At 36.9% G+C, this 22,531-nt stretch carries 24 protein-coding genes; 5 read left to right on the top strand and 19 right to left on the bottom strand.

Going from position 1 to position 22,531, the window contains the following annotated elements:
* Positions 1–50 precede the first annotated feature (50 nt).
* Positions 51–503: a MarR family transcriptional regulator gene (locus MMY79_RS08695; protein ID WP_252613039.1), complete on the top strand. Its 453-nt coding sequence runs from the start codon at positions 51–53 to the stop codon at positions 501–503.
* 49 nt (positions 504–552) lie between these two features.
* Here the strand turns inward: MMY79_RS08695 and MMY79_RS08690 are convergent, their stop codons facing one another.
* Positions 553–2,013, bottom strand: coding sequence for a carotenoid oxygenase family protein (locus MMY79_RS08690; RefSeq protein ID WP_252613038.1), 1,461 nt, complete (start codon positions 2,011–2,013; stop codon positions 553–555).
* A gap of 103 nt (positions 2,014–2,116) precedes the next feature.
* Between MMY79_RS08690 and MMY79_RS08685 the strand changes: the two genes are divergently transcribed.
* Both MMY79_RS08685 and MMY79_RS08680 read left to right on the top strand, forming a co-directional pair.
* Positions 2,117–2,728: a TetR/AcrR family transcriptional regulator gene (locus MMY79_RS08685; protein ID WP_252613037.1), complete on the top strand. Its 612-nt coding sequence runs from the start codon at positions 2,117–2,119 to the stop codon at positions 2,726–2,728.
* 148 nt (positions 2,729–2,876) lie between these two features.
* Positions 2,877–3,212, top strand: a complete 336-nt coding sequence (locus MMY79_RS08680; protein ID WP_252613035.1) for a hypothetical protein — start codon at positions 2,877–2,879, stop codon at positions 3,210–3,212.
* Between the two features lie 5 nt (positions 3,213–3,217).
* Here MMY79_RS08680 and MMY79_RS08675 read toward each other — a convergent pair whose 3' ends face one another.
* The 8 genes from MMY79_RS08675 to MMY79_RS08635 form a co-directional block, all read right to left on the bottom strand.
* Entirely contained in the window at positions 3,218–3,835 is a 618-nt protein-coding gene (locus MMY79_RS08675) for a hypothetical protein (RefSeq protein ID WP_252613032.1), read from the bottom strand.
* Positions 3,836–4,034: 199 nt separating this feature from the next.
* Positions 4,035–4,394 carry an I78 family peptidase inhibitor gene (locus MMY79_RS08670; RefSeq protein WP_354669037.1) on the bottom strand — a complete coding sequence of 120 codons (360 nt, stop codon included), beginning with the start codon at positions 4,392–4,394 and terminating at the stop codon, positions 4,035–4,037.
* 162 nt (positions 4,395–4,556) lie between these two features.
* Positions 4,557–4,865, bottom strand: coding sequence for an I78 family peptidase inhibitor (locus tag MMY79_RS08665; protein WP_252613029.1), 309 nt, complete (start codon positions 4,863–4,865; stop codon positions 4,557–4,559).
* 36 nt (positions 4,866–4,901) lie between these two features.
* Positions 4,902–5,606: a hypothetical protein gene (locus MMY79_RS08660; RefSeq protein WP_252613028.1), complete on the bottom strand. Its 705-nt coding sequence runs from the start codon at positions 5,604–5,606 to the stop codon at positions 4,902–4,904.
* A gap of 150 nt (positions 5,607–5,756) precedes the next feature.
* The gene (locus MMY79_RS08655) at positions 5,757–6,599 is read right to left on the bottom strand and encodes a hypothetical protein (RefSeq protein WP_252613026.1); all 843 of its coding nucleotides are present in this window, start codon (positions 6,597–6,599) and stop codon (positions 5,757–5,759) included.
* A gap of 107 nt (positions 6,600–6,706) precedes the next feature.
* The gene (locus MMY79_RS08650) at positions 6,707–7,267 is read right to left on the bottom strand and encodes a TetR/AcrR family transcriptional regulator (RefSeq protein ID WP_252613025.1); all 561 of its coding nucleotides are present in this window, start codon (positions 7,265–7,267) and stop codon (positions 6,707–6,709) included.
* Between the two features lie 756 nt (positions 7,268–8,023).
* Entirely contained in the window at positions 8,024–8,881 is an 858-nt protein-coding gene (locus MMY79_RS08640) for a DUF4344 domain-containing metallopeptidase (protein WP_252613023.1), read from the bottom strand.
* Positions 8,882–9,035: 154 nt separating this feature from the next.
* Complete coding sequence (locus tag MMY79_RS08635; protein WP_252613021.1) at positions 9,036–9,932, bottom strand: metal-dependent hydrolase; 897 nt, start codon at positions 9,930–9,932, stop codon at positions 9,036–9,038.
* A 117-nt stretch (positions 9,933–10,049) separates the two neighbouring features.
* Here MMY79_RS08635 and MMY79_RS08630 point away from each other — a divergent pair, with 117 nt between their 5' ends.
* Positions 10,050–11,060 (top strand): AraC family transcriptional regulator, encoded by a 1,011-nt coding sequence (locus MMY79_RS08630; protein WP_252613019.1) that lies wholly within the window; start codon positions 10,050–10,052, stop codon positions 11,058–11,060.
* 113 nt (positions 11,061–11,173) lie between these two features.
* Here MMY79_RS08630 and MMY79_RS08625 read toward each other — a convergent pair whose 3' ends face one another.
* From MMY79_RS08625 to MMY79_RS08600, 6 genes are all read right to left on the bottom strand, one after another.
* Positions 11,174–12,004, bottom strand: a complete 831-nt coding sequence (locus tag MMY79_RS08625) for an alpha/beta hydrolase-fold protein (RefSeq protein ID WP_252613018.1) — start codon at positions 12,002–12,004, stop codon at positions 11,174–11,176.
* 214 nt (positions 12,005–12,218) lie between these two features.
* Entirely contained in the window at positions 12,219–13,433 is a 1,215-nt protein-coding gene (locus tag MMY79_RS08620; RefSeq protein WP_252613016.1) for a multidrug effflux MFS transporter, read from the bottom strand.
* Between the two features lie 38 nt (positions 13,434–13,471).
* On the bottom strand, positions 13,472–14,572 hold the full coding sequence (locus MMY79_RS08615) for an alpha/beta fold hydrolase (protein ID WP_252613014.1): 1,101 nt from the start codon (positions 14,570–14,572) through the stop codon (positions 13,472–13,474).
* A gap of 16 nt (positions 14,573–14,588) precedes the next feature.
* A complete protein-coding gene (locus MMY79_RS08610; protein WP_252613012.1) occupies positions 14,589–15,725 on the bottom strand; it encodes a carboxymuconolactone decarboxylase family protein in 1,137 nt (378 codons plus the stop codon).
* A gap of 39 nt (positions 15,726–15,764) precedes the next feature.
* Complete coding sequence (locus MMY79_RS08605) at positions 15,765–16,817, bottom strand: alpha/beta hydrolase (protein ID WP_252613010.1); 1,053 nt, start codon at positions 16,815–16,817, stop codon at positions 15,765–15,767.
* 16 nt (positions 16,818–16,833) lie between these two features.
* Positions 16,834–17,685, bottom strand: coding sequence for an aldo/keto reductase (locus MMY79_RS08600; protein ID WP_252613008.1), 852 nt, complete (start codon positions 17,683–17,685; stop codon positions 16,834–16,836).
* A gap of 157 nt (positions 17,686–17,842) precedes the next feature.
* On the opposite strand from MMY79_RS08600, the gene MMY79_RS08595 reads away from it, so the two are divergent.
* Positions 17,843–18,736: a LysR family transcriptional regulator gene (locus tag MMY79_RS08595; protein ID WP_252613007.1), complete on the top strand. Its 894-nt coding sequence runs from the start codon at positions 17,843–17,845 to the stop codon at positions 18,734–18,736.
* Between the two features lie 100 nt (positions 18,737–18,836).
* On the opposite strand, the gene MMY79_RS08590 is transcribed toward MMY79_RS08595, so the two are convergent.
* The 4 genes from MMY79_RS08590 to MMY79_RS08575 are packed head-to-tail and all read right to left on the bottom strand — an operon-like array spanning position 18,837 to position 22,505.
* Positions 18,837–20,063, bottom strand: a complete 1,227-nt coding sequence (locus MMY79_RS08590; protein ID WP_252613006.1) for an NADH:flavin oxidoreductase/NADH oxidase family protein — start codon at positions 20,061–20,063, stop codon at positions 18,837–18,839.
* A gap of 24 nt (positions 20,064–20,087) precedes the next feature.
* Positions 20,088–20,945 (bottom strand): metal-dependent hydrolase, encoded by an 858-nt coding sequence (locus MMY79_RS08585; protein ID WP_252613004.1) that lies wholly within the window; start codon positions 20,943–20,945, stop codon positions 20,088–20,090.
* Positions 20,946–20,958: 13 nt separating this feature from the next.
* Positions 20,959–21,705 carry an acetoacetate decarboxylase family protein gene (locus MMY79_RS08580; RefSeq protein ID WP_252613002.1) on the bottom strand — a complete coding sequence of 249 codons (747 nt, stop codon included), beginning with the start codon at positions 21,703–21,705 and terminating at the stop codon, positions 20,959–20,961.
* Positions 21,705–22,505: an SDR family oxidoreductase gene (locus MMY79_RS08575; RefSeq protein ID WP_252613000.1), complete on the bottom strand. Its 801-nt coding sequence runs from the start codon at positions 22,503–22,505 to the stop codon at positions 21,705–21,707. The genes MMY79_RS08580 and MMY79_RS08575 overlap by 1 nt, the downstream gene beginning before the upstream one ends.
* Between the last annotated feature and the right edge of the window lie 26 nt (positions 22,506–22,531).

Below are 22,531 nucleotides of genomic sequence, written 5' to 3'. Positions count from 1 at the left end.
TAATCCTGTGGTGCAAAAATATGAATAGATATAGCGATTTATAAATAAAGATGAAGAAGAATCCTGAAGAAATAACACAATTACGTACGCAGTTGATGTCCTTGGTTCGACGTATGCGGCGCGAGGCACGCAGTGACGAAAAATCTTGGGCACAGCTGCTTCTGCTCGGTGCCATCGATCGCCATGGTGGGATGGCAACCCCTTCGGTGCTGGCTGAATCTGAAGGTATGCGTTCTTCCAATCTGGCCGCTGCGCTGCGTACTCTAGAAACTGATGGTTTGCTGAAACGTATACCTGATGCTGAAGATCGACGTAAGATCAGGGTAATGCTAACTCAGGAAGGATTAAGCCTGCTACATGAAAGCCGTGCGCGGCGTGAAACCTGGCTCTCTAATGCAATGGAACATTGTCTCACTGCCGAAGAGCAGACATTGTTAATCGCAGCAGGGAGTTTAATGGCACGTATTGCCAACTCGCCTCCACTAAAAGAGAATTCTTATTAACTCTATAAATTGTGCATTCTTTTAGCAGAATGCACATTAAACTATCTTTTTAAATATCTACCCAATTTGCATGGAAACCTAAAGGCACCCTTACAGGTAAATCAATAGTAGCTTGGGGGTCTTGCCCAATTTTTTTAGAATCGAGTATTACTACTTTACTTGGCTTTATTCCGTCTAAAGCATGGATATACGAAATTAACCAACCATCGCCTTCTTCACTCTCAGAGTGTTTTGGTAAAAAAATCACTTCGCCAGTGAAATAATCATCACCATATGAATGCTTATAGGATTCACCTTTGAGTAAATCATGAACCAATAAATTATTTGCTTTTAAATTAATATTATCCACTGGCTCACCTTCATTTCCAACAGAAATTGAATAAGCAAAGCGATAGGGTTTCCCAACAAAACGTTCATCTAGACGAGGAAACTCTTGAGGAATTTTTGAAATTACTTCTCGTTTTAAAGTTTGAGTACCAAATTGCAAAGTCCATCTTTCAAACTGGATAAACTGCTTATCTACTGGTCCCTGAATAGAGTCTGTAAAAGTCTTGGTATGAACACATGCATCAAAAACAATATCACCATTTTCAAGGTCATATGCATTAAATGAATGAAAAATAATACAAGGATCTACATCAAACCATTTGATATCCTGTGCATCACCAGTTTTTGGTAAGACACCTATTCGCGCAGGGTGTTTTTCATTCCATGCATATGGTAATTGCCCCCCTTTTAACATTCTCTCGAATGAAAAAGTTACAGGAAAATCCAGAACCAACATTTTAGTTTTTGTCATCCCGCAATCATGCATCATCGGCCCATGCTTAACAGGGATACTAACCCGCTTCTTAACTTGGCCTGATTGATCAATCACCTGATAATAGACTTGCATTGGTAGTAAAACATCATAGCAAATCGCATGTAATTCTCCCGTATCTGGGTCAACATGGGGATGAGCTGTAAAAGGATAATTATCTTTACTGTTAAATAATCCATATTTAAAGCTATTTAGTTCAGAATCTAAAGCGACTGGAAATGGTCCTGCTTCTGTTATTGTCCAGATCTTTCCCGCATGACCAATAATATTGGTATTTGCCAAATCAATTGGACTTCTTGGTTCACCTTTTATTTTCTCTCGTCCTAATTTTTTATGTACTTGATGCGTCCCTACATATCGATTTTTGTACCATAATGCTTGACCATCTTTTAACCTGAGACCATGTACCATCCCATCGCCCATAAACCAATTATAGTTTGCAGGATTTTCAACTTCTAATGGATTTGGGCCCATTCTTAAAAAAATACCATTTAATGAAGATGGTATTTCCCCATGTACAACCAAATCACTTGAAAAAACTTCTTCAGTAACAGGTGCAAACGCACCTACAAGAAAGAGATTATCTGGGCTATAGGGAACTCGGCTTTGGTGGAAACTCAGAAACTTCCCGACTACGGAAGAAACCAGCTTATTGTTAACAATTTCATTACGGATACTTGCCCTGTTCATTCGATTACATCCTACCTGCTGATTAATTTTTTGTATAATTCCAGTATGTATCAACGAATGTATACACTGTATACTTAATTAAAATTACACGAGGATGTTCATAGTGTCAACATCGAGCATAAATCCAACTTCTAGCTATCACCATGGTAATTTGAGAGAAGCTTTACTTATTAATGGCTTACAATTATTAGAGTCTAGTCATGGTGTTGATTTTAGTATGCGAGAATTGACCCGCATGATTGGAGTATCCCCAAACGCGGTTTACAGACATTTTGCAAATAAAGAAGAATTACTGACTGCTTTAGCCATCTATGGATTTGAGCAATTAATAGAAGCTCAGGCGCACGCTATTCATAATGCAACCAATCCAAAAGACGGTTTTTTAAACTCAGGGAAAGAATACATATATTTTGCTATTAAAAACCCATCTTTATTTAGACTGATGTATAGCCAGTTTACTGTCGCTCAAGATGATGAAAAATTAAAATCTATGACAAATTTATTCTATACGGGAATGGTATACGCAGCGGCAACAGCATTTGATGCCCCCGTCGATGCTGCACAGAGTCAAACTATGGCAAGATTAGCTTGGGGAATGGTTCATGGTCTAAGCTATTTAATTATTGACGGACAATTTAGTCATTTGAGTAATGATGAACTCAATATCATGATCGATAATGTGCTAGAAACAGCAATAGCTGTATCAGGAAAGTAGCTGCTTTTAGGTTAAAAAACTATCATGATGATAAAAGCCCTCATTAAGGGGGTACTCATTCTACTTCGAGTGATTTTTCAGTAGTCTTAGGTAAAAGTGTGGATACTTTTTCTCATAAGACTTTTTAAATTTAAAATGCGAGATAAAAATGAAAACAAAACCATCAAGGAATGATTTAAATTCGATTAATGAAAAACTTAAGAATCTTGATGACTCGATAAAAGAGCTTTTAGAGTCGACTTATGAATGCTTTCAAAATGATAAATACTACAGCACCGAATCTGCTTTTTTACTCGATCATGCCCTTAATATAAAAATGCATTTTTATATGTTATATCCAGAATTAGCACCTGAACATTTAAAAGATGTTGAATATGATCGAATTATTCATATTGAAAATATTCAAGTATCACATACGCGTGAGAAGAATCCAGCAGATAGTTTGAATCAAATTCAGCCCAAATACTCACAAAATGAGAGTTAACTTACCTACCTTTTAAAGGCTAAAGCCCCGTTATTAGTATCAACAAGAGGCTTTACAGACCAGTTAACTAAATTAATTTCTAATGGCAGATTCGCGTTATTCCAAGCTGCTTTGACCTGATTTATTTTTCTTTGACTCTCAGTTGTTTGTTTACCATTTACACGTACATAAATATTTCCGCTTTTTTCATCATACTCAACAGTTTGAACCTTAGAAAAATATTTATTGGCTAATTTTGCGGCTTTATTTATCTGACCTTTAGCAACCTCTCTTGTTTCTTTTGCCCCATATTGAATATCAATAGGCAAATCACTTTTAGAAATTGTATTTCCTACTACTATATTGCGTTTCTCATTTTGGCCATAACCTTTGACTCTGACCACAATTTTATATGTAGGTACATTTTCCACATAAATACCACCTATACGCCCTTTGAATTCTTTTTCAATAGCGTCGAGTGCAGAGTCTCTGTTAGCTTCTAAAAATAATGCTTTATTTGCTTCTGCTGTACTTACGCCATGCAATAAAAAATAGCTTCTGATGTCCTGCTCAACTCCCTCATTTGATGCAGCAAATGTACAAGATGATGAAATTAAAATTGTTAGCGCTAATATTTTTTTCACTTTTACCTTCTAATCAGAAATAAGGTTAAAATATAACGATATATTCTTTATATAAAAACCAACCAAAATTTAGCTATGAGCTGCATAACCTTAAGATATTCTTTAACACTTCATCATTAAATATTTAATTTATAATAAAAAATCAGAAAATTACAATTTATAAAACAAAATATTATGAACGATTATTTTTTTGCTTAAGTTAGCCACATGCACTAGCTATTATTCGTTTTGTTTTTGGATCAATTACTACAGTAACTCGATCTGGGCGGAATTCTTCAGTTACCGCTTCTCCTGGGTAAGCACTTCGATAAGTTCGAGCATTGGTCATCGATAGAACCTGTTTTTCTGTTAAGCCAGTTTTACCTATAAGATTTTTAACTTTAATTGGATCACAGTCAAAAGATGAGTCCCATGTTTGACTTGTGCCAAGGACTGGAGGCTTGACTTTTTTCTCTTGTGGCTGCGCTTGAACTTGTTTAGAAGTTTCAGGGTTTAATACATTATTTGAACATGCTGAAAGCAGGCTCATCACGAGTCCTATAAAAATATATCTTTCCATACTTATTAACTTTATTAATTATTCAATTTATAGCAATATATCATGAGTTAAAAGAGAGAAAGCCACTGCGAATAATCGACATTTAGTGTAGAGGAGCTTTCTCTGCCAGAATATTCTCAACAATTTAAGAACTTAATTGAAGACTTTAATTCTATTATCATTCTAACTACAGTTCGAATAGACTATCTTAGATTCATTATTTATCACAACACTCAGTCGATCATAATGTAAGTCTGTTCTCACAGATTGACCTGTATGGGAAATTCGTACCACTCCCGCATTAGTCCTTGCTTTTAATTCTTCCTCACTCGGAAGAGATTGCCCTATAAGCTTTTTAGCATCACTGGGATTGCAATAGGCATCTTTCGGCTTTACCTCTAATGGGTTTTCTTTAGGTTCATTAGTTGCACACCCAATGCTACTTAAAACAATAAAACCTGAAATTAGAAAAATAAATTTATTAAAAGTCATAAAATTAACCCTTTTTCTTGGTTGTTAATTGCTTTATTAAAAGAAAAGATAGAATAAAAACATAAATAAACTACCAAGTCCTATTACTACCCATGATATAAGTTTAGATATAAATCTATCTTCTTTAAAAAAGAATGGTAAAACCCATTTATTGATGTCTATTTCTCTTAGCCAAGATAAATACCAAGGAAAAGTTAAGGCGAATATAAGAGAACTTGTGAACATAGCAACAAATGAAGGTCTCTTGTAAAATTCAGACTCACTCATTTTAAAAAACATTACCCAAAAAATTACTTCTAGAGCACATAGCAAGGCACATAAATAAATATAAAACTTATTCTTCAGATTAGTGATAAAAATTGGGGTTAGTGTCCAGAATGGAAAAATGAATCCAAATCCAAGTCTAAAACCATATAAATCATTATTAATATCAAATAGAAAGAACCGTAGAGGTATTATTATATAATAAAGAGCAAAAAATATAAGGCTTAAAAACTTAACTCGATTAAGAGTATTAAAGTCAAGGTCTAAAACAATAGGTTTAGATATTAAATATCCAAAAAAATAAGTAGCATAGAAACTAATTAGATAAATAAATATGGAAGAATATGACTCATAGTCAAAAACACCATACAAGAATGAAGATAAAATCCAAAGCAATCCAAAAATAAAGAAATTTTTAGCAATAATAAAAAATGGCGATTTGGCTCTAAGAACTGATGGTTCAATCATAATTTGCACTGCAGTATATCCAATCTATACATAGCCATTCCTAAGTGATGGCTACAATTCAACTTTATCAAGAAATTCATAAAATTATACCTATATTTAGCATTGCACCCTCTTGTAATCCAAGAGTCTGCAACAACACTTTATAGTTAGCCTATTCAGCTACAAAAAATTTATCTGTATCGTTTCAATCAAATCATCAGCTATCACTTCAAATTCTTTAATTTTTGCTGAATGAGTGTTCATTAAAGGATGATTTAAAGATATTTCCTCTAATTCATCTAATGCTCTTAATTTATTAATCACATGAATTTCAAGTGGCAATAAAGTAAACGGAGGGAAAATAAATTTTGGAGGATACTTACGTAAATCATTATCTATTAATTCTTCGCAGTGTAAATTTGCTATATCTATGAGTAATGGTTCTAAAAATACTGAGTCACATGACCAATTATCTATCAAATCTTTAAATTTTCCGCCTATTTTTGCTTCTAATGTAAATTCTTCATTAATCCATTTGTAATAAGCCCATAATGAAAAATAGTCATAACTTAAAGGAAAGTCAGATAGAAATTGTTGTTGTAAGCAAAACTTCACTTGGCGTGCTAATTTCTTTGCTAAATTTTTATTATTTAATAGAATCGCCCAAAAAAGTAGTGCAGAAAATTCTGAAAAATACTTCTTTAACTCATGTACATTCATTTTATCTAAAGGTTTTATTTTGAAATCTTTTAATTGTAATTCTCTTCCCACTTCAGCATACATCAAAGCAAGATTTAAACTATTTAAAGCATCTGTATCTGCATTATTATTTTCAATTTTTAAGAATGCCAATTGGGCATAAGGTATAGACATACCCACTATATGATAGGGAAAAAGTATATCTTTTCCATCTAAGGTCTCTAGTATATGTTTTTGATAAAATTTTAATGAATGAACCAAACTTTCAATACTATATGTTTTATAACATTTTAATAATTTATTTAATTCTCTTATTGCTTTCATAAAATAACCTTATTGGCTTTCTATCCATTCAAAATAGTTATAAAGATTTGATACTTTTAACTTTACTTTAAAATTAGCTTTATAAACTATAATTTATCTTTGTGGAATTATTTATTTAATTTCCCACCAAAAAACCTCCCTACCACCACATCCCTCTCTTCTAAACTTTTTGAGCTTAAAATCTGAAACATCAAACCATCGATTAAGTTTAAAACCATGTTGGCATCGGGTTTTAGTGTGCAGTTTTCCAAACTAAAAACTAAATCAAAAAGTTCTCGAAGCAGCCATTTTCTATACTCAATTGCCATGTGGTAGGCCTGAGAGTAAATCTGTTTAATTTCAAAAATGGCTTTAAGTAATAGATAGTACAGACTATTAAAATTGACATGTAAAACAATAATCTCTTTGAGTTTATCGTTTGGGGTTCGGTAACGGCTTGAATAAATAATTGCCAGCACCTCTTCTTTCAATCGGCTTTTTTGAAAAGATACGCACCTTTCAACAAGCTGCTCTTTTGAATGAAAGTAGTTATAAAAAGTGGCTTTAGGAATTTTGGATTCTTTAGCAATTAAGTCCACGCCCGTATTGTGGAATCCATAGAGATTGAACAGCTCTATTGCAGTGTGAATAACCTGTAATTTTTTGGAAGATGTTTCTAAAGTTGGCATAATTTTACCGTTATACATTCTTGTTGTTTCTAAAGAGATCTAAAAGCCATTACCCTTTCTGGGAGAAAAAAGGCATAGCAAAGCCATAAAGACTGTGCTTGGCACATCTCAAGTTTCATTGTTGATTAAGTTTTTTAGTCGTGACGATTTAAAGTCCGATAAGCGTAATAGCGATCAAACTGTTTTAAAGTGATTTAAGTTGTGTCGATATAGATTTTGACAATGACTGCCAATAATTTATGAATGTGCATGGGCCAACTCCTTCTTTTGGGAGTTCTGCCGAAACATTATAAATTATGGTGGCAGAACGGAAACGGGTTGACGGACTGGTTTCGACATCCAGCACACTCGAAAGTGTCCCACTCCCGTCCTACCGCTACGGGAGGGAACGAGGTGCGCACATGAAACTATTCCTCAGAAAGAATAATCTGATGTGGTCGAATAAACGGTCCGTCAAAACCGACTGGCAATGTAGGCCAGCCCGCAAATGGTAATCTGCAATATTTAAGGTGTCAATGTAATATTGGCTAGAAATTATTTAATTAATTATTGTTTTTCATTTAATTACACAATTAAGGTAAATCTTAAATATCAACTTAATAAAACAGTATTGCTTACTAAAAATATTTTTAGTCCTGTTGGATAAAGATGGTACATGGCGCTCAATATACATATTCTTATGAAATGTATGAGCTGTGCACCCTAATAGCAGAATGCACAGCAAAAAAATAAGCGGGATGAATACGAACTCGAAATTTAAGAAATATTGTTTTTAGATTGATTCTTGAAATAAGGGCCTAGTAAAAAATCCCAAGCATCAACTATTTGTTGATATTCATGCTCACAATCCACAGCACGTTCTTTGTTCAGCACGCCATCATCTATAAGATTTTGGAAGCCTTTCATATCAGACCCATAAACATAACATAGAAAATTTGTAGCTCTCTGTGCATCTAATGAGTGCGAATCATAAAATGGCAAATCATCCAATGATGTAGCTCTTTGTGCAGCAAGGCCATACGTATCTGCAACTGTAATCAGATAATCTTTATCTTCATCATTATATGTTAGGATGTATGCTGCCAATTGATCAGCTACGTCCTCTTCTCTACCAGTTATTTTTAAATCAAGTTCTGCAATAAGTGCGTGTCCAGCCTCATGAAATAACGTCCCCACAGCGCTTTGATATAGCTCATTTTCGAGATTTACACCAGAATCACCTTCCTCCGTGAACATTTTTCTCTCTTCTACTCCCAATTCATAACAAAGTTCAATTGTGTTTTTATCACTATCGTAGAATGCATTAGCCTCTTTACATTCTTTTGCAACTACTTTGATATCATTAGGAATATTGACAAAATCATTCATTTCTTCAGTATAACCTTCTAACAACTTTCGGCTACGCCACAAATTTTCCTCAACCCTATTTTCTGCATTAGTTGCTGGCTCATAAATTGGGATAAATTTTCCTTTTGAGGTATTTGTAGGTTCTGGCTTAATACTTTCAGATTTAGAGTCTGAGCTATCATTACATCCAGTTAGACTGGATATCGTAATTAGTGCTACGGAAAATATTCCTAATACTTTAGAATATTTTAGAATATTATTTTTCATATGTTGTCCTCTTTTCTCTGTTAACAGAATGTTTGAATTATTGATGTAATAAAAATTAATTTTTTATTCATTAAGTTTTATATTCAGGCAGTTTAGTCAATAAATAAGACATTTCTTTTATTTTTGCTCTATTAAACAAAAGAAATATATCTTTTTAAAATACTAATTTTTTATTTTGAACCGAATTAAGTTGCTCATTTAAAATGCCCTTTTCTCCAAAAAGCTTCTCTCTCCATAAATCTAATAATTCATCGGTGTCATGTTGTTTTGGGTGAAAATCAGGTTTTAAAAAGTCCAGTAACTGAGGAACTATTCCCTGAAACATGCCTCCACGTCCCCAAAAATGTTTAGTTCCGGCCCAATTCTTTTTAAAGCTGAATAAGCGCTTATCATGAGCCAATAAACGACTATGAAACCAAAGGAACATAAATGCTAAAATTATTGTTGTTGGAAACATAACCAAGGCCCGTTCTGTGTAAGATCCACCAACCGTCTCATAGACATCAAAAGCGACTGTCTTGTGTTCATTTTCTTCAAGTGCATGCCAAAGCCAAATCTTTAGAATTTCTGGATCGGCCATACGATGCATATCATCAGCTTTCAAGCAATATTCAGCAATAATTGCCGTGTAATGTTCTAAACATACGGTTATTGCCAGTTGAAATCGAGATGGGGCATATTTTTGAATAAGACTTAAAAGTTTCCCGACATCATGGTCCAATTTATCCATTGGATAACCTTGTTTTGCAAAAAACTTATTAAATGAAATATGTTCTTTACTATGCATTGCTTCTTGGCCGATAAAGCCTGCAATTTGAGCTTTAAGAATTTCATCATGAATCTGATTTCGATATGGCCGAACAGCCTCTACAAAGAATGATTCGCCTTTAGGAAATAGTGCCGAGAAAGCAGCCCAAAATGTTGTCATATATTCATCATTTGCATAGCCATTGCGTGGTGCCTTGGAAAAATCAAAATCCATACGGCGAGGTGGGATATTGACTTGTGCACCAAGTGGCTTTCTACCACTTTGAGTTTTTACCATTTCCATAATCGTGAATCCTATTGTAACTAATTAAGTTTCACCTTATATTTTTCATATTAAAACTTTCAGCAATAGTTCCTATTATGTCAATTTAATGTCATTTCCCGACACAGAAGTATTTTTATGATGCGTGATGAGAAAACCAAAAATACAATACCTGGTGCTTATATAGCGCTCATTGCAGACGTTGCTTCAAGATGGGAAATATCAAAAGAAGATTTATTGCAAGGGACAGGAATTCAACAAGAAAAACTATTAGAACCTCTCTGGCATGTCGACTTTAATGCTGCTATTCAGACTCTACATAGAGCATTAACGCTTACAAAAGAACCGTCTTTAGCTTTCGGTTTCTATCTTGGCATGCAAATGACTGTAACTTGTCATGGGCTTATTGGGTTTGCAGCTCTAGCTGCGAAGAACGTACACGATGCATTAAAAATTGCACAAGAATTTATTTCGCTTCAGTCGACAATTCATAAAATCACCCTCGAAATTGACAACGAATATGCATATTTAAACTTTAACCATAATCAATCCTATCTTTATATTGATGTTGTTCACGTTGCTCTTTTGCTCGGCTTCGTTCAAATGGGGAAAGCTGTTTCTGGACATTCATTAACAGGATATGCTGATGTTGAATTTGAAAGACCTGAATATTTTGAAGACTTTGAAAAACTATTACCTGGTAAAGTAAATTATAAACAACCATATACGCGATTAGTTTTTCAAAAAGAAATTCTTGAAATCCCCCTACTTACCTCAGATCCAATTACAGAAAGATTAATGAGAGAGCAATGTAAGGCTCAATTACGTAATTTTTTAAAAAAATCAGACTTTACCAGTCTAGTACAAGACTTGGTTTATGATGAAGTTATGGGTATTAGTACAATTACCGAAGTTTGTAAAAAACTTGATATTTCAGAACGAACTTTGCAACGTAAACTACTAGATGAACAAACTAACTTTAGAGATATCGTTGAAAATGTTCGGTGTAACAAAGCACTTGGTTTTTTAAAAAATCGAAGTCTAAGCTTAAACTATATCGCTGATCATTTAGGCTATACAGACGTAACTAATTTTTCTCGTGCATTTAAACGCTGGACGGGTAGGACTCCAAGACGTTATGAAAGTTAGCCCCAAACTTTTTCTTACTTTCAAAAAAAGTTTATGTACTCCAACATGATAGTAAATAATAAAAATGATGGCCAAGTTGCTTTTAAGATGCCTAGCCATCATTTATTAAAATATTAAAAACTAGAGAACCATGTAGAAACATTTTTTAAGAAATAATCAGGTGGATAATGTCCTGTTAAATCCCCACCTCCAGAATACTGACCTGAGCGATAAAGAGTCAGTCTTACTGGTGCAGTCTTACATTGTGTATATTCAATCGTTTCATTCGATAGTTTTTTAGTTGCCGAGGTATTACATCCATAACTGTTTATCCAAAACTTATTTTGCTCTTTCCCAAATAATCCATTAGGACTATCATCCCCAAAATAATCATCGGCCAAACCAAATACAGTCCAGACAGCAGGTTTACCTTTGCATTTGATTGCAGTGTTATTACTATTATAAAACCAATAAGGACGATTTGCGGCTACAGGTGCAATTGCTTTAAATTGATCACCCAAAAAACACCCTACTACAGCAGCCATATCACCGCCCCAAGAATGCCCTGTTACAAATACTTTTGTAGAATCAATAGAATAGTTACGTTTTGCTAAAGCTAACAACTCCTCTGTGAACTTAATATCATGATTGCCAACAAAGTCAGCACCATTAGGTCCTAATGCCCATCCTCGATCTGAACCCCAGCGCCATTTCTGATCTGGGTAAATAAAGATCGTATCTTGCATATTCTTTTCTAGACCAGGTACAGAAGCATTCCATCCTGAACCAAACCAATCCCTCATTTCTTTACCGGTAGTATCTGTTCCAGCAAAAACTAATACAAGTTTGTATTTTTTTAGAGGAGTATAATTTTTAGGTAAGGTAACAAAATAACTTCTGTTACTCCCTGCTGCCTCAGAAAAAGAACCACTCAACTGCCCACTTGGAACAGTAGCTGCAAACACTATATTAATGAATAAAAAAGATAAAATATTTATCTTTAATAGAATCCTGATAACACATTTCATGTCTCTATCTCTCAACCTGAGTCAGAACTATAAATTTTTCATATCATGTAATTTAGAAGGCCTATTACTATAAAAAACATGTAATGGCTTCAGACTAAGTAAACAATAACAAAATAATTGTTTAAAGCTAATTAAAAATAATTCCAAAAGTCTAGCTAATTCCATTTTTCATCGGAAGACAAACCATGACTGCACTAAGTATTGTAAAAAACGTCATAATCACAATCATGGTCGTAGGTGTATCCATAGATAGCCATGCAAGTAATAATGAAGAAATGATCCCACTTCCATATTGCAATGAACCAATCAGCGCCGATGCTGAACCAGCCATTTCAGGTACGCCATCTAGGGCTGCCGCGGTTGAGTTGGCAGCAATCATGCCATTCATAGAAAAAAAGACAAAAACCATTGCAATAATGCTATAGATTCCCCCTATCTGGGCATAGAACAAAAGGCAAAGGATTAATAGCGCCAACATGGCAATTGCAGTAGTAAATTTGAGTAATTGATCGAGGCTAAATCGTTTGACCAAGTTTCGATTTACAAAACTAAGCCCCATTACGCCGATGATATTGAGTGCAAATAACCAACCATAATGTTGTGCATCTACGCCATAAAAAGAAATATACACAAAGGGTGAGCCAACAATAAAAGTAAAAGCAGCAACATAGAAAAAAGTCACACATAATGTATAACGCATGAACTGCCCATTACTGAGTAACTGTCGGTAATTCCTAAACGTATTCATCACTGAGGATGTAGTTCGCTTTTCTACTACATGAGTTTCGGGTAAAAAGAATAAGGCAAAAAACATTACTCCGCCAATCATTGCTAATAACCAGAAAATACTATGCCAAGTACTAAACTTGATGATTTGCCCACCCAGTAGTGGCCCAGCAATCGGAGCGATTGCCATAATAATGGTAAGTGTAGAGAGCATTTGAGCAGCTTGGGTTCGAGCATACAGATCTCGAATCATCGCACGAGCAAGCATTGGACCTGTACACGCACCAAAAGCCTGAAAAACTCGCCAAAATACGATCTGTTCAATCGATTGTGATAATGCACACCCAATTGAACCAATTACAAAAAGAATCATGCCAATAAATAAAGGAATTTTCCGTCCAATACGGTCGCTCATTGGGCCCCATATTAACTGCGCCAATGCAAAGCCACCCAGAAACCCTGTAACTGTCAGCTCAACATTCCCATTTAATTCATGTGCCATTTGTGGCATGGCTGGTAAGTATATATCTGTAGAAAGTGACGTAAATGCCATTAATGCACCTAAAATCACCATAAAGAACCAGCTTGAGGTCTGTATGGTATTTTTAGAATATGAGATGGGGGCAGATGATGTTGGCATTTGAGAAACTCTATAAATTTTGCTTAGATAAAAATGAATCAGTCCAGTTTATTTTGCTTAAGCCATTGTGAAAGCAGTTGTGCAATTTGTCCGTTGTTTAGATCAGAAAAAGGAAAATGAGTATTTCCATAAATACCAATTTCTGGCAAATGGACTAATTGAGCCTGTCCACCATGTTGATTAATCTTATCAACCCAAAGCTGTGCCATTTTTAAACGCACACGCCAATTGTCTTGCCCTGCATTTTGCTGGCCTGCATAGCCATTTTTTTCAGTGGGAATGTTGTCGCCATAATAAATAATGATTGGCATTTTGGTCAGCTTCTCGAACTGTGCCATTTTTACAGGGGTCGGAGCCAATGTTCCTGTAGCACTCAACATCGACTCAGGCAGTTCATTTTCAGGGAAAACAAAACCACTTCCCGGTTCATACGCCACAATGCCTTTGACCTGACTAGATTTGATTGCTGTCCACCAACCTGGCCCACCCCCTTGTGAATGGGTGATGAGTACAGCATCTCCCGATTTCTTCAAAACCTCAACCATTGCATCGCTAATTACCTGTTCATCATAAGCTCCAGTATTTGGCGTCATTTGACGGAAATATTGATTTAAAGCTTCTGGATTTTTTGAAAACTGTACGCCATTAAAAAAATTAGGATATTGCCCGATACGGAACATATTAAACCAAGCTTGGTCGTTAGTCGTTACAGGTATTTCCGCGGCTACAGTCGATTGGCCTGCTTGTCCACGACGTGGCTGATCCACTACATAAATCGGGAAATTCTGACGTAGAAAAATTGTTTGAAACCCCTCTCGGCCATCAGGTGTTGTTCCCCATGTTTTTGCCGATTGGCCTGCACCATGTAAAAAAACCAGTGGATGAGGACGGGCATTTTCAGGAATTTGATAAAATACAGAAGCATGGTCGCCATGCAAAGTTTGACCTTGGGGGGTAAACAATTGTTTATCATCAAATTGACCCGCAGTTTGAATCACTTTCCCACCCGCTGCAAAATTACCTTGTTGGGCAATCTTTAAAATATTTGATTGCTGAGGGTTGATTGAGCAGGCTGAAATTGAAGCCGCAATACAGATTGAGAGCAGCACTTTGCCGAACATCGAGTTGGTATTTATCATTTCTTTCTCATCTCAATTATTTTAATTGCTGTACAACACTTTGAGCATTGTTTGCCAAATCATTGCCAACGGCTTGCTGTAAAGTCGTCATAATTTTCTGCATTTGAGTAGCATCTACACCAAGATTTTGAGTAATTCTTAAATGCGAACGTAATTGCGCATTTACATCTCCTAATGCAGATAGCGTACTCACAACAACTAATTCACGCTCTAAAGGAGGCAAGTTATCTCGGCTAAACAGATAACCAAATAAATGGGCTTTCAAAGCCTGATCCATCGTAGGTGAAAAATTATCGAACAATGGTTTTGAATTATCTTCGATAGAGGTTTTATTCAGATAAGCTAGTCGTTCTATACCAAGCTGATAATAATCGGTATTACTTGGTAAAGTGCTTGGCATTGCGCCCTGCGTATCTTTAATACCCTTTTTCTCACGCTCTTCAAGTAGGCTTTTAAAAGTTAGCATCCCATTTAATGCACGCGGAAAGCCTGCATAAGCATATTGATGTGCAAATACTTCTTTAATTTCATTGACCGTTAAACCGCTATTCAACCCACTGACTAATGCGGGCTTAAGTTTTTTAATATCTCCTCTTGCAGTAAATGCAGCAATTGGAATCAAACTTAATTGCTTTTGATTTAACACCACTGATTTACGAATTTTGGAAGATTCTGATGTTGGTTGAGCATCAGGTAAATTTACTTTTTCTAACCATGTAACACTTTTGCCATCTGTAGCAACTGGACTCATGGCGATGTGCGACATTGGGCTATGTTCACTTGCTCCATGCCAATGTTTAACATTAGGTGGGCACCAGATCACATCTCCCTGATGAATGATTTGAATAGGCTTCCCCCATTCTTGTGTCCGCCCTTCGCCCTCAGTCACAATTAAATATTGACCGTGAGGATGGGTATGCCAGTGCGTGATAGCCCCTGTTTCAAAACGAACAATGGCAGGCGCAACATTACCTGTTGAAGGCATGACAGGAAAACGTGAAAATTCGGCTTTACCTGAAAAGTTGTTGTCTTGGGCAGATTGAATAGCAAGCTGCTCTACTCGAGTAATCTGTTGCTCTATCTTGTCTTCAGCCCAAACCCCTCCAGAGAGAGAACTCATTACAAGTAAGGCATTTACCTGATTTTTCATCATATTTCCTCTCATCCTATAATATGCAAATCACAAAGTTTTCTATTTCAATTTTTTGCTATAGAAAGCGGTCAACTGACCCATTGCCTGTTTGACATATTCAGGCTTCCAATACGTTTCGATATGCGTCGCATTTGGAATTTTGAATAAGACTTTATCTTTTGTACCTGTAGCTTTAGCAAAGGCATCTTCAGTCATATAAAGGCTATCTGCCTGACTACCTGCGATCATTAATAAAGGCTGATTAATCAACTCAATTTGATCGGTTGCATCCCAACGCATCAGGTCAAGTAAACTGCTCATGGTATATTTAAAAGTTGAATTTGGATGAGCATGTGTTCTCCAATAATATTCATAACCTTGGCGATACATCTCAAATGGCAATTTAGCAATCTGTTCATCCGTCATATCGGCATCACCTGCATAGAGAACCGCACCTCCAGCTGCTTCCTGAGCACGAGCATCAGAGGCTTGCTTTAAACGCTGCTGAATCGTGTCTAACTGAGAATCTGCAAAACCATTACGGCGAACTCGTCCTGAGTTAAACATGCTTAATGTCGCTACAGCTTTAAAGCGTTTGTCCGTTTCCGCTGCTGCCAATGAGTAGCCACCTCCACCACAGATTCCGAGTAAACCTAAACGGTCGCTATCTACACCTGCATATTGGGTAATGAAATCGGCCATGCCATGAACATCTTCAATACGATTTGCAGGTTTATCTACACTCCTCGGTTGGCCACCACTTCCACCTTGATAAGCAGCATCTGCCGTAATGGTGATATAACCTTGTTCAGCGAGGCGCTGTGCATATAATCCGGCAACTTGTTCTTTTACTCCACCATTTGGGTGCGCCACTACCACTGCGGGATATTTCTTATTGGCATCATAATTAGCTGGGGTATAAACATTGGCGACAATATCCAAACCATTCAGCTTATAGGTGACAGGATGAATATTGACTTGCCCTTTAAGATTTTTAGTAATTGCACCGCCATACACTAGGCCAAAAGGGTTATCTTTTTTATCTGCTGCAACAGCAGCACCAGAAGTCGTAATTACTGCCGACATTAAAATGGTATTTAAAAATTTCATCATCTTTCCTCATCTAGACTTATACATCTATTTTTCGATGGGCTAACCACTCAATCATGGCTGGGTCACGATGAGAGAAAAATGCGCTGGTTGCTGTATCCATTGCTGTAATTTGCGTCATATCTTCACTTGATAATTCAAAATCAAAAATATCGATATTTTCTTGCAAGCGTTCTTTACGTACTGACTTAGCTAAAGACACAATATTTCGTTGCAATAACCAGCGCAAAACTACCTGTCCTACAGACTTACCGTATTTCTGCCCGATAGTTACAAGTACAGGTTGATTGAATAAATTATTACGACCTTCAGCAAAAGGTGCCCATGCTTCAGGTTGAATATCACGAGATTTCATCCATGGCACAGCATGCAATTGCTGGTTAAATGGATTAACTTCAATTTGGTTGACCGCAGGTTTTACCTGATTAAATGCGATAAGATCGGCTAAACGATCAGGATGAAAATTACTGACACCAATCGCACGGATTTTACCTTCAGCATATAACTCTTCCATTGCTCGCCATGCACCATGCACATCACCAATCGGTTGATGGATGAGATAAAGGTCTAGATAATCCAGTTGCAAACGATTGAGTGAACGTTCAAATTGTGCTTTTGCACCTTCATAACTGGCATCTTGTAACCATAACTTTGTAGTGACAAATAATTCATCACGAGCAATTTGGCTTTGACGAAGCGCGTTACCCACTTGTGTTTCATTTTGATAAGAGGCTGCCGTATCGATCAGTCGATAGCCTGCATCTATCGCATGTAATACAGCTTGTTCACATTCCACAGGATCTGTCATTTGAAACACGCCAAAACCAACAAGCGGCATTTCAACATCATTATTTAATCGTACTGTTTTCATCGTTATCTCTCACCACGCACATAGTAGGTGTTGGTTAAAAAATAACTATAACTCGACAATAAGGAATGTATTAGCTAGGCAATTTCGATTACATTTATATGAATATTTTATTAATCACATTCTATTAACAAAAAAAGTAGTATTTTCGAGGTCTCCAATGTCTGAAAATTTAGATGATTTGAAATCGTTTATTATTGTTGCTCAAACAAGGAGCTTTACTAAAGCTGCTGGACAATTAGGTGTGTCCCAGTCTGCTTTAAGCTATACGCTTAAAATGCTTGAACAAAGGCTGGGTATTAAACTTTTGAACCGCACCACTCGAAGCGTTTCCCTTACACAAGAAGGTGAGCAACTTCTTAATGATATTGAACCTCTCATCACCGGCATTGAACAAAAGCTCTATAACTTAAATGAATTTCGGGATTCACCTCGCGGCAAGTTACGAATTAATGGGACGGAAATTAGTCTCAACTTTTTATTATGGGATAAATTATCTAAATTTTCACACGACCATCCCAACATACAACTTGAACTGACCATGGACTATGCCTTTACAGATATTGTTAAAGATCGCTACGATATTGGGATTCGATTGGGAGAAAATGTCCATAAAGACATGATCTCAGTTAAAGTCAGCCACGAGTTAGAAATGATGACTTTGGCTTCTCCTGCCTATTTGCAAACATATGGTGCTCCTCAAACTCCTAATGATTTACCTCAACATCGTTGTGTTGGATTACGTTTACCCAGCCATGAACGGATTCAATCATGGGAATTTAAAAAAGCACAAGAGAACTCAGAGGTTCAGGTTCTATCTCCTGAGTTTTCAATGGTTGTTAGCCATGCCAGATTACAATTAAAGGCGGGTTTAGATGGACTAGGTATTGTATGGCTACCGAAAATTATGGTCGAGGCCGAAATACAAAAAGGTAATCTTGTCACGATATTAAAAGATTGGGACATGAGTTATTCAGGTTACTACATGTATTACCCGAGCCGTCGTGAGTCTTCACCATTATTTCGGCTGTTAGTAGAAGCATTACGACTGTAATTTTACCTAATTGTTTTTCATTAGATTAGATATTCTTAACTATAGCCGCTCATACGTCGGCTATAGACTATGAATAAGATGAATTAAAACGTCTTATTCATTATTTCTGAGTCAAAATGTTACACCCCATACGTGGGCCAAAAGCAACAAATGTTCTAATTAATCCCTTAATTGCTTTAGGTTGTTGCCCACGACTAATACGGCGAAATTGCGAAGCATGCCAAGCGAGTTGCAAATAGGCATCTACAGGTTTATAGCCAATTGAAGGCACATGAGCGGGTTCTATTATCGATTTCCCTGCCAAAAGTTGCTTTGCCAAATCTGGTTGTGTAGCAAATGGACGTGCCATTCCTATAAGGTCAACCACTCCATCCGCCACAATCTGGTTCATAAAACTGGCTTTACGTAACCCACCAGTTAACATGAGTGGTAATTTACTTTTTTGTCTTAGACTTTCTGCATAATTTATAAAATAAGCATCGCGCTCTACTTGTCTTTCTGGCGTATATCCGAGCTGCGCTGGAGACTCATAATTTCCACCCGAAATTTCGAGTAAATCGATTCCCTCTTTTTCGAGTGCTAACGCAATATCCATCGACTCTTCAGAGCTTAATCCACCTTTTTGAAAATCGGCAGAGTTGAGTTTTACACTTAATATTTTGTGTTTTCCTATTGCAGCTCGTACAGCCTGAACTATTTCAATCAACATGCGGCGTCGGTTTTCAGGACTACCGCCCCACTTATCTGTCCGAACGTTAGCCAAAGGTGATAAAAATTGTGAGAGTAAATAACCATGTGCTGCATGCACCTGTACTCCATCAAAACCTGCTTCAACAGCCAGCTTCGCAGTTTGAGCAAATCGATTAATCTGTTCATATATTTCCGCTTCGGTCATCGCACGAGGAATACGAATAATATTCATAGCAGGTAAATCAAGCCCAAGTGCTGAAGGAGCTATTGGTTTTTTCAAAAGTGGTAAAACTGCAACACGACCAGGGTGATTAATCTGCATAATAATTTTGCTGCCATTGGCTTGTGCAGACTGAGCCCATAATTTGTTTGCTTGCAGAAATGCTGCTGACTCTAAAACCACATTTCGTGGTTCCACAAAAGCACGATGGTCAATCATCACATTGCCTGTAATTAACAACCCTGCTCCACCTCTGGCCCAAGCTGCATACAACTGTTGTAAGTCAATTGTAGGTGAGCCATGCCGATCGGCAAGTTGTTCACTCATCGCAGATTTAGCAATTCGGTTTGGAATGGTAATGCCGCAGGCTAAAGTTAAAGGGCTTGCTAATGTGGGCTTTAGATTAGGTTTTGTCATTTTGTTTCTTCCTAAATTTAAAAATCATTTATTGAGATATATGTCTTTTAATTTCATCATTTGCACACGGTTATCATGTTGCCAAGGATGGAAATCTTTAGAATAAAAATCTAAGTAACTGCGGCTAATTTTTCGGATTACACCTTGACCGCCAAGCAAATATTTCAAACCTACATATAGACTTTTAAAATCTCTATTTTTGCCAGAAGCCTTTAAAAGCTCTTTTGTTCCTCTGCTGGTAATTATGAGAAAAGAAAGCGTAGTTTCTAACATCACCAACCGTAAGAAATAAGGTCTATTCACTAAAGATTGATAGACATCAAACGCCACAGCTTTATGCTCTGTTTCTTCAATGGCATGCCAAGCCCAAATTTTTCGCAAATGAACGTCAAATAACTCTAAGTCTTCAGGCGCGATACTAATAAAATAGTCCGCTAAAATTGCTGTTAGATGCTCCATACATACTGTACAAGCCAACTGATGCTCTAAAGAAAATCGTTGCTGTAACATACGGTTCATCTTTTTAAAACGCTTATAAATACGTTCAACTGGATAACCTTTTTTAAGCATCACGGCATTAAGTGCATCGTGCTCTTTGCCGTGATGAGCTTCTTGACCAATAAAAGCTCGGACTTGTTTAAGCAAAACAGGGTCGCTAATTTTGTCCTGATAATTACGCACACTATAAATAAACTGCCGTTCACCATCTGGGAAAGCACTTGATAAGGCAGTAAATAACATGGTCAGCAAGGGATTATCGTTAAACCAAAACTCTGGTATTTCGTCTGAAAAAGATAAGTCTAACTGGCGCACTGTAATGTCAATTGATGCAGAAATTTTAGAAAAATCTTGGGCTGACTTTGACTGAAAAAATGCATTCATGTTTATTCTCTCGTTATAAAACGCGTGGATTAAACTGACGTAATAAAAATAACGGCGTACGTAACCGAGGTATTTGAATCGGTGGAATTAACCCTCCCGACAAATCAACTCGATGTAATCTGGCCTCAACAACCTTGCCTAACCCCATATCATGTAATGGATCGTTTGCTGTGCCTGTAAAACGTAAGTTCATTTCAACCTGACGCACTTCCACTGGGTGCTCTTTCGGGGTAAATCGAACTTCACGTGGCAAACCAATTCCTAAACCACCCGTAATATTCCGATGCGGTAATCCCAAAATTGGAGGTGCCTCATAAATGACTTCACCAAGCTTGGCTTCCATTTCAATGAGTGTTGTACCTCGGCGTGAAGCTTTGCTTAAAATGCGTTTGCCATCATTTTCCCAGTTAATTTCACCCATCTTTTTAGGGTAGCCGAGCAATTCACGACCAATAATCATGGCTCGGTCATCGTCCAAAATCATCCAAGGACAAAAGATTCCTGTTCTGTTGCCAACTTTAATATGAACAAATAAACCCGCTTCATGGTAAGCGCCCGTATAGACATTTTCAGGGAAATACACACAAAACAGATCGGCTCTGGCAGGTTTAACCAGTGTCATTCCAGACGGTAACCAGCGCGCCATTGCTTTTTCATCAACTTCAACAACAGCAGTCAAATATTGAGCATTGTGATAAAGCTTATTGCCAAGATTGGCTAAACCCACAGGCACACGTAAGTCATTAATCAACTGTTTCATTAGCTTAATCTCGAAAATACTTGTTTAAGAATGGGTAGCAAAATAATGCGTGGTGTGTAGCGTCCCCCAAAAGTTTGCGCCTGTGCTACAAAGCCCGGAATCACAATTCGACAATTCCGATCCATTCCTTGAATGGCTTCTTTGGCAACGCGTTCTGCGGTTACCCAAACGAGACCACCACCAACGCCATCAATTTTTGTAATGCCTGCAACTTCGTTAAAACCAGTTTTGGTTGGTCCCGGAGCCAGCAATGTACAGCTCACACCTGTTCCTTTAAGTTCACTATGTAATGACTCGGCAAAAGAGTTAGCAAATGCCTTGGTTGCTGCATAAGTTGCGTTGGCTGGAGTTGGCTGATGACCAGAAGTTGACCCTACAATGAGTATCGCTCCAGCTTTTCTTTTAATCATTTGTGGCAACACGGCTAAAGTCAGGTCATGAATTGCCACCGAATTAACTTCAACTTCTTCACGCTCTCGGTCTGCATCTAAATCTTGCAGACAACCAAAAGTCGCAAATCCAGCGTTATTACAAAGAATGGCTACTTCAATATTTTCTAAATAATCACGAAATTTAGCCCGTGCTGCCCGATCTCCCAAATCACATGGATATAAATCTACAGATATTTGATATGCGGCTTTTAATTTTTCAGCAAGTGCCTCTAATTTTTCTACACGGCGAGCCACTAAAACTAACGAATAGCCTCGTACAGCAAACTGTTTTGCTAGCTGTTCACCAATGCCCGATGAAGCGCCAGTAATCACAACTCGCGATGAAGCTTGTGGAATAGGTAAGCTCATAATTAATGCTCAAAATATAATAATTT

The organism is Acinetobacter sp. XS-4 (genome assembly GCF_023920705.1).
In the GTDB taxonomy this organism is placed as follows: Bacteria; Pseudomonadota; Gammaproteobacteria; order Pseudomonadales; family Moraxellaceae; genus Acinetobacter.
Note: the sequence above shows the minus strand (reverse complement) of the source record. Positions and strands in the feature narration are given on the sequence as shown.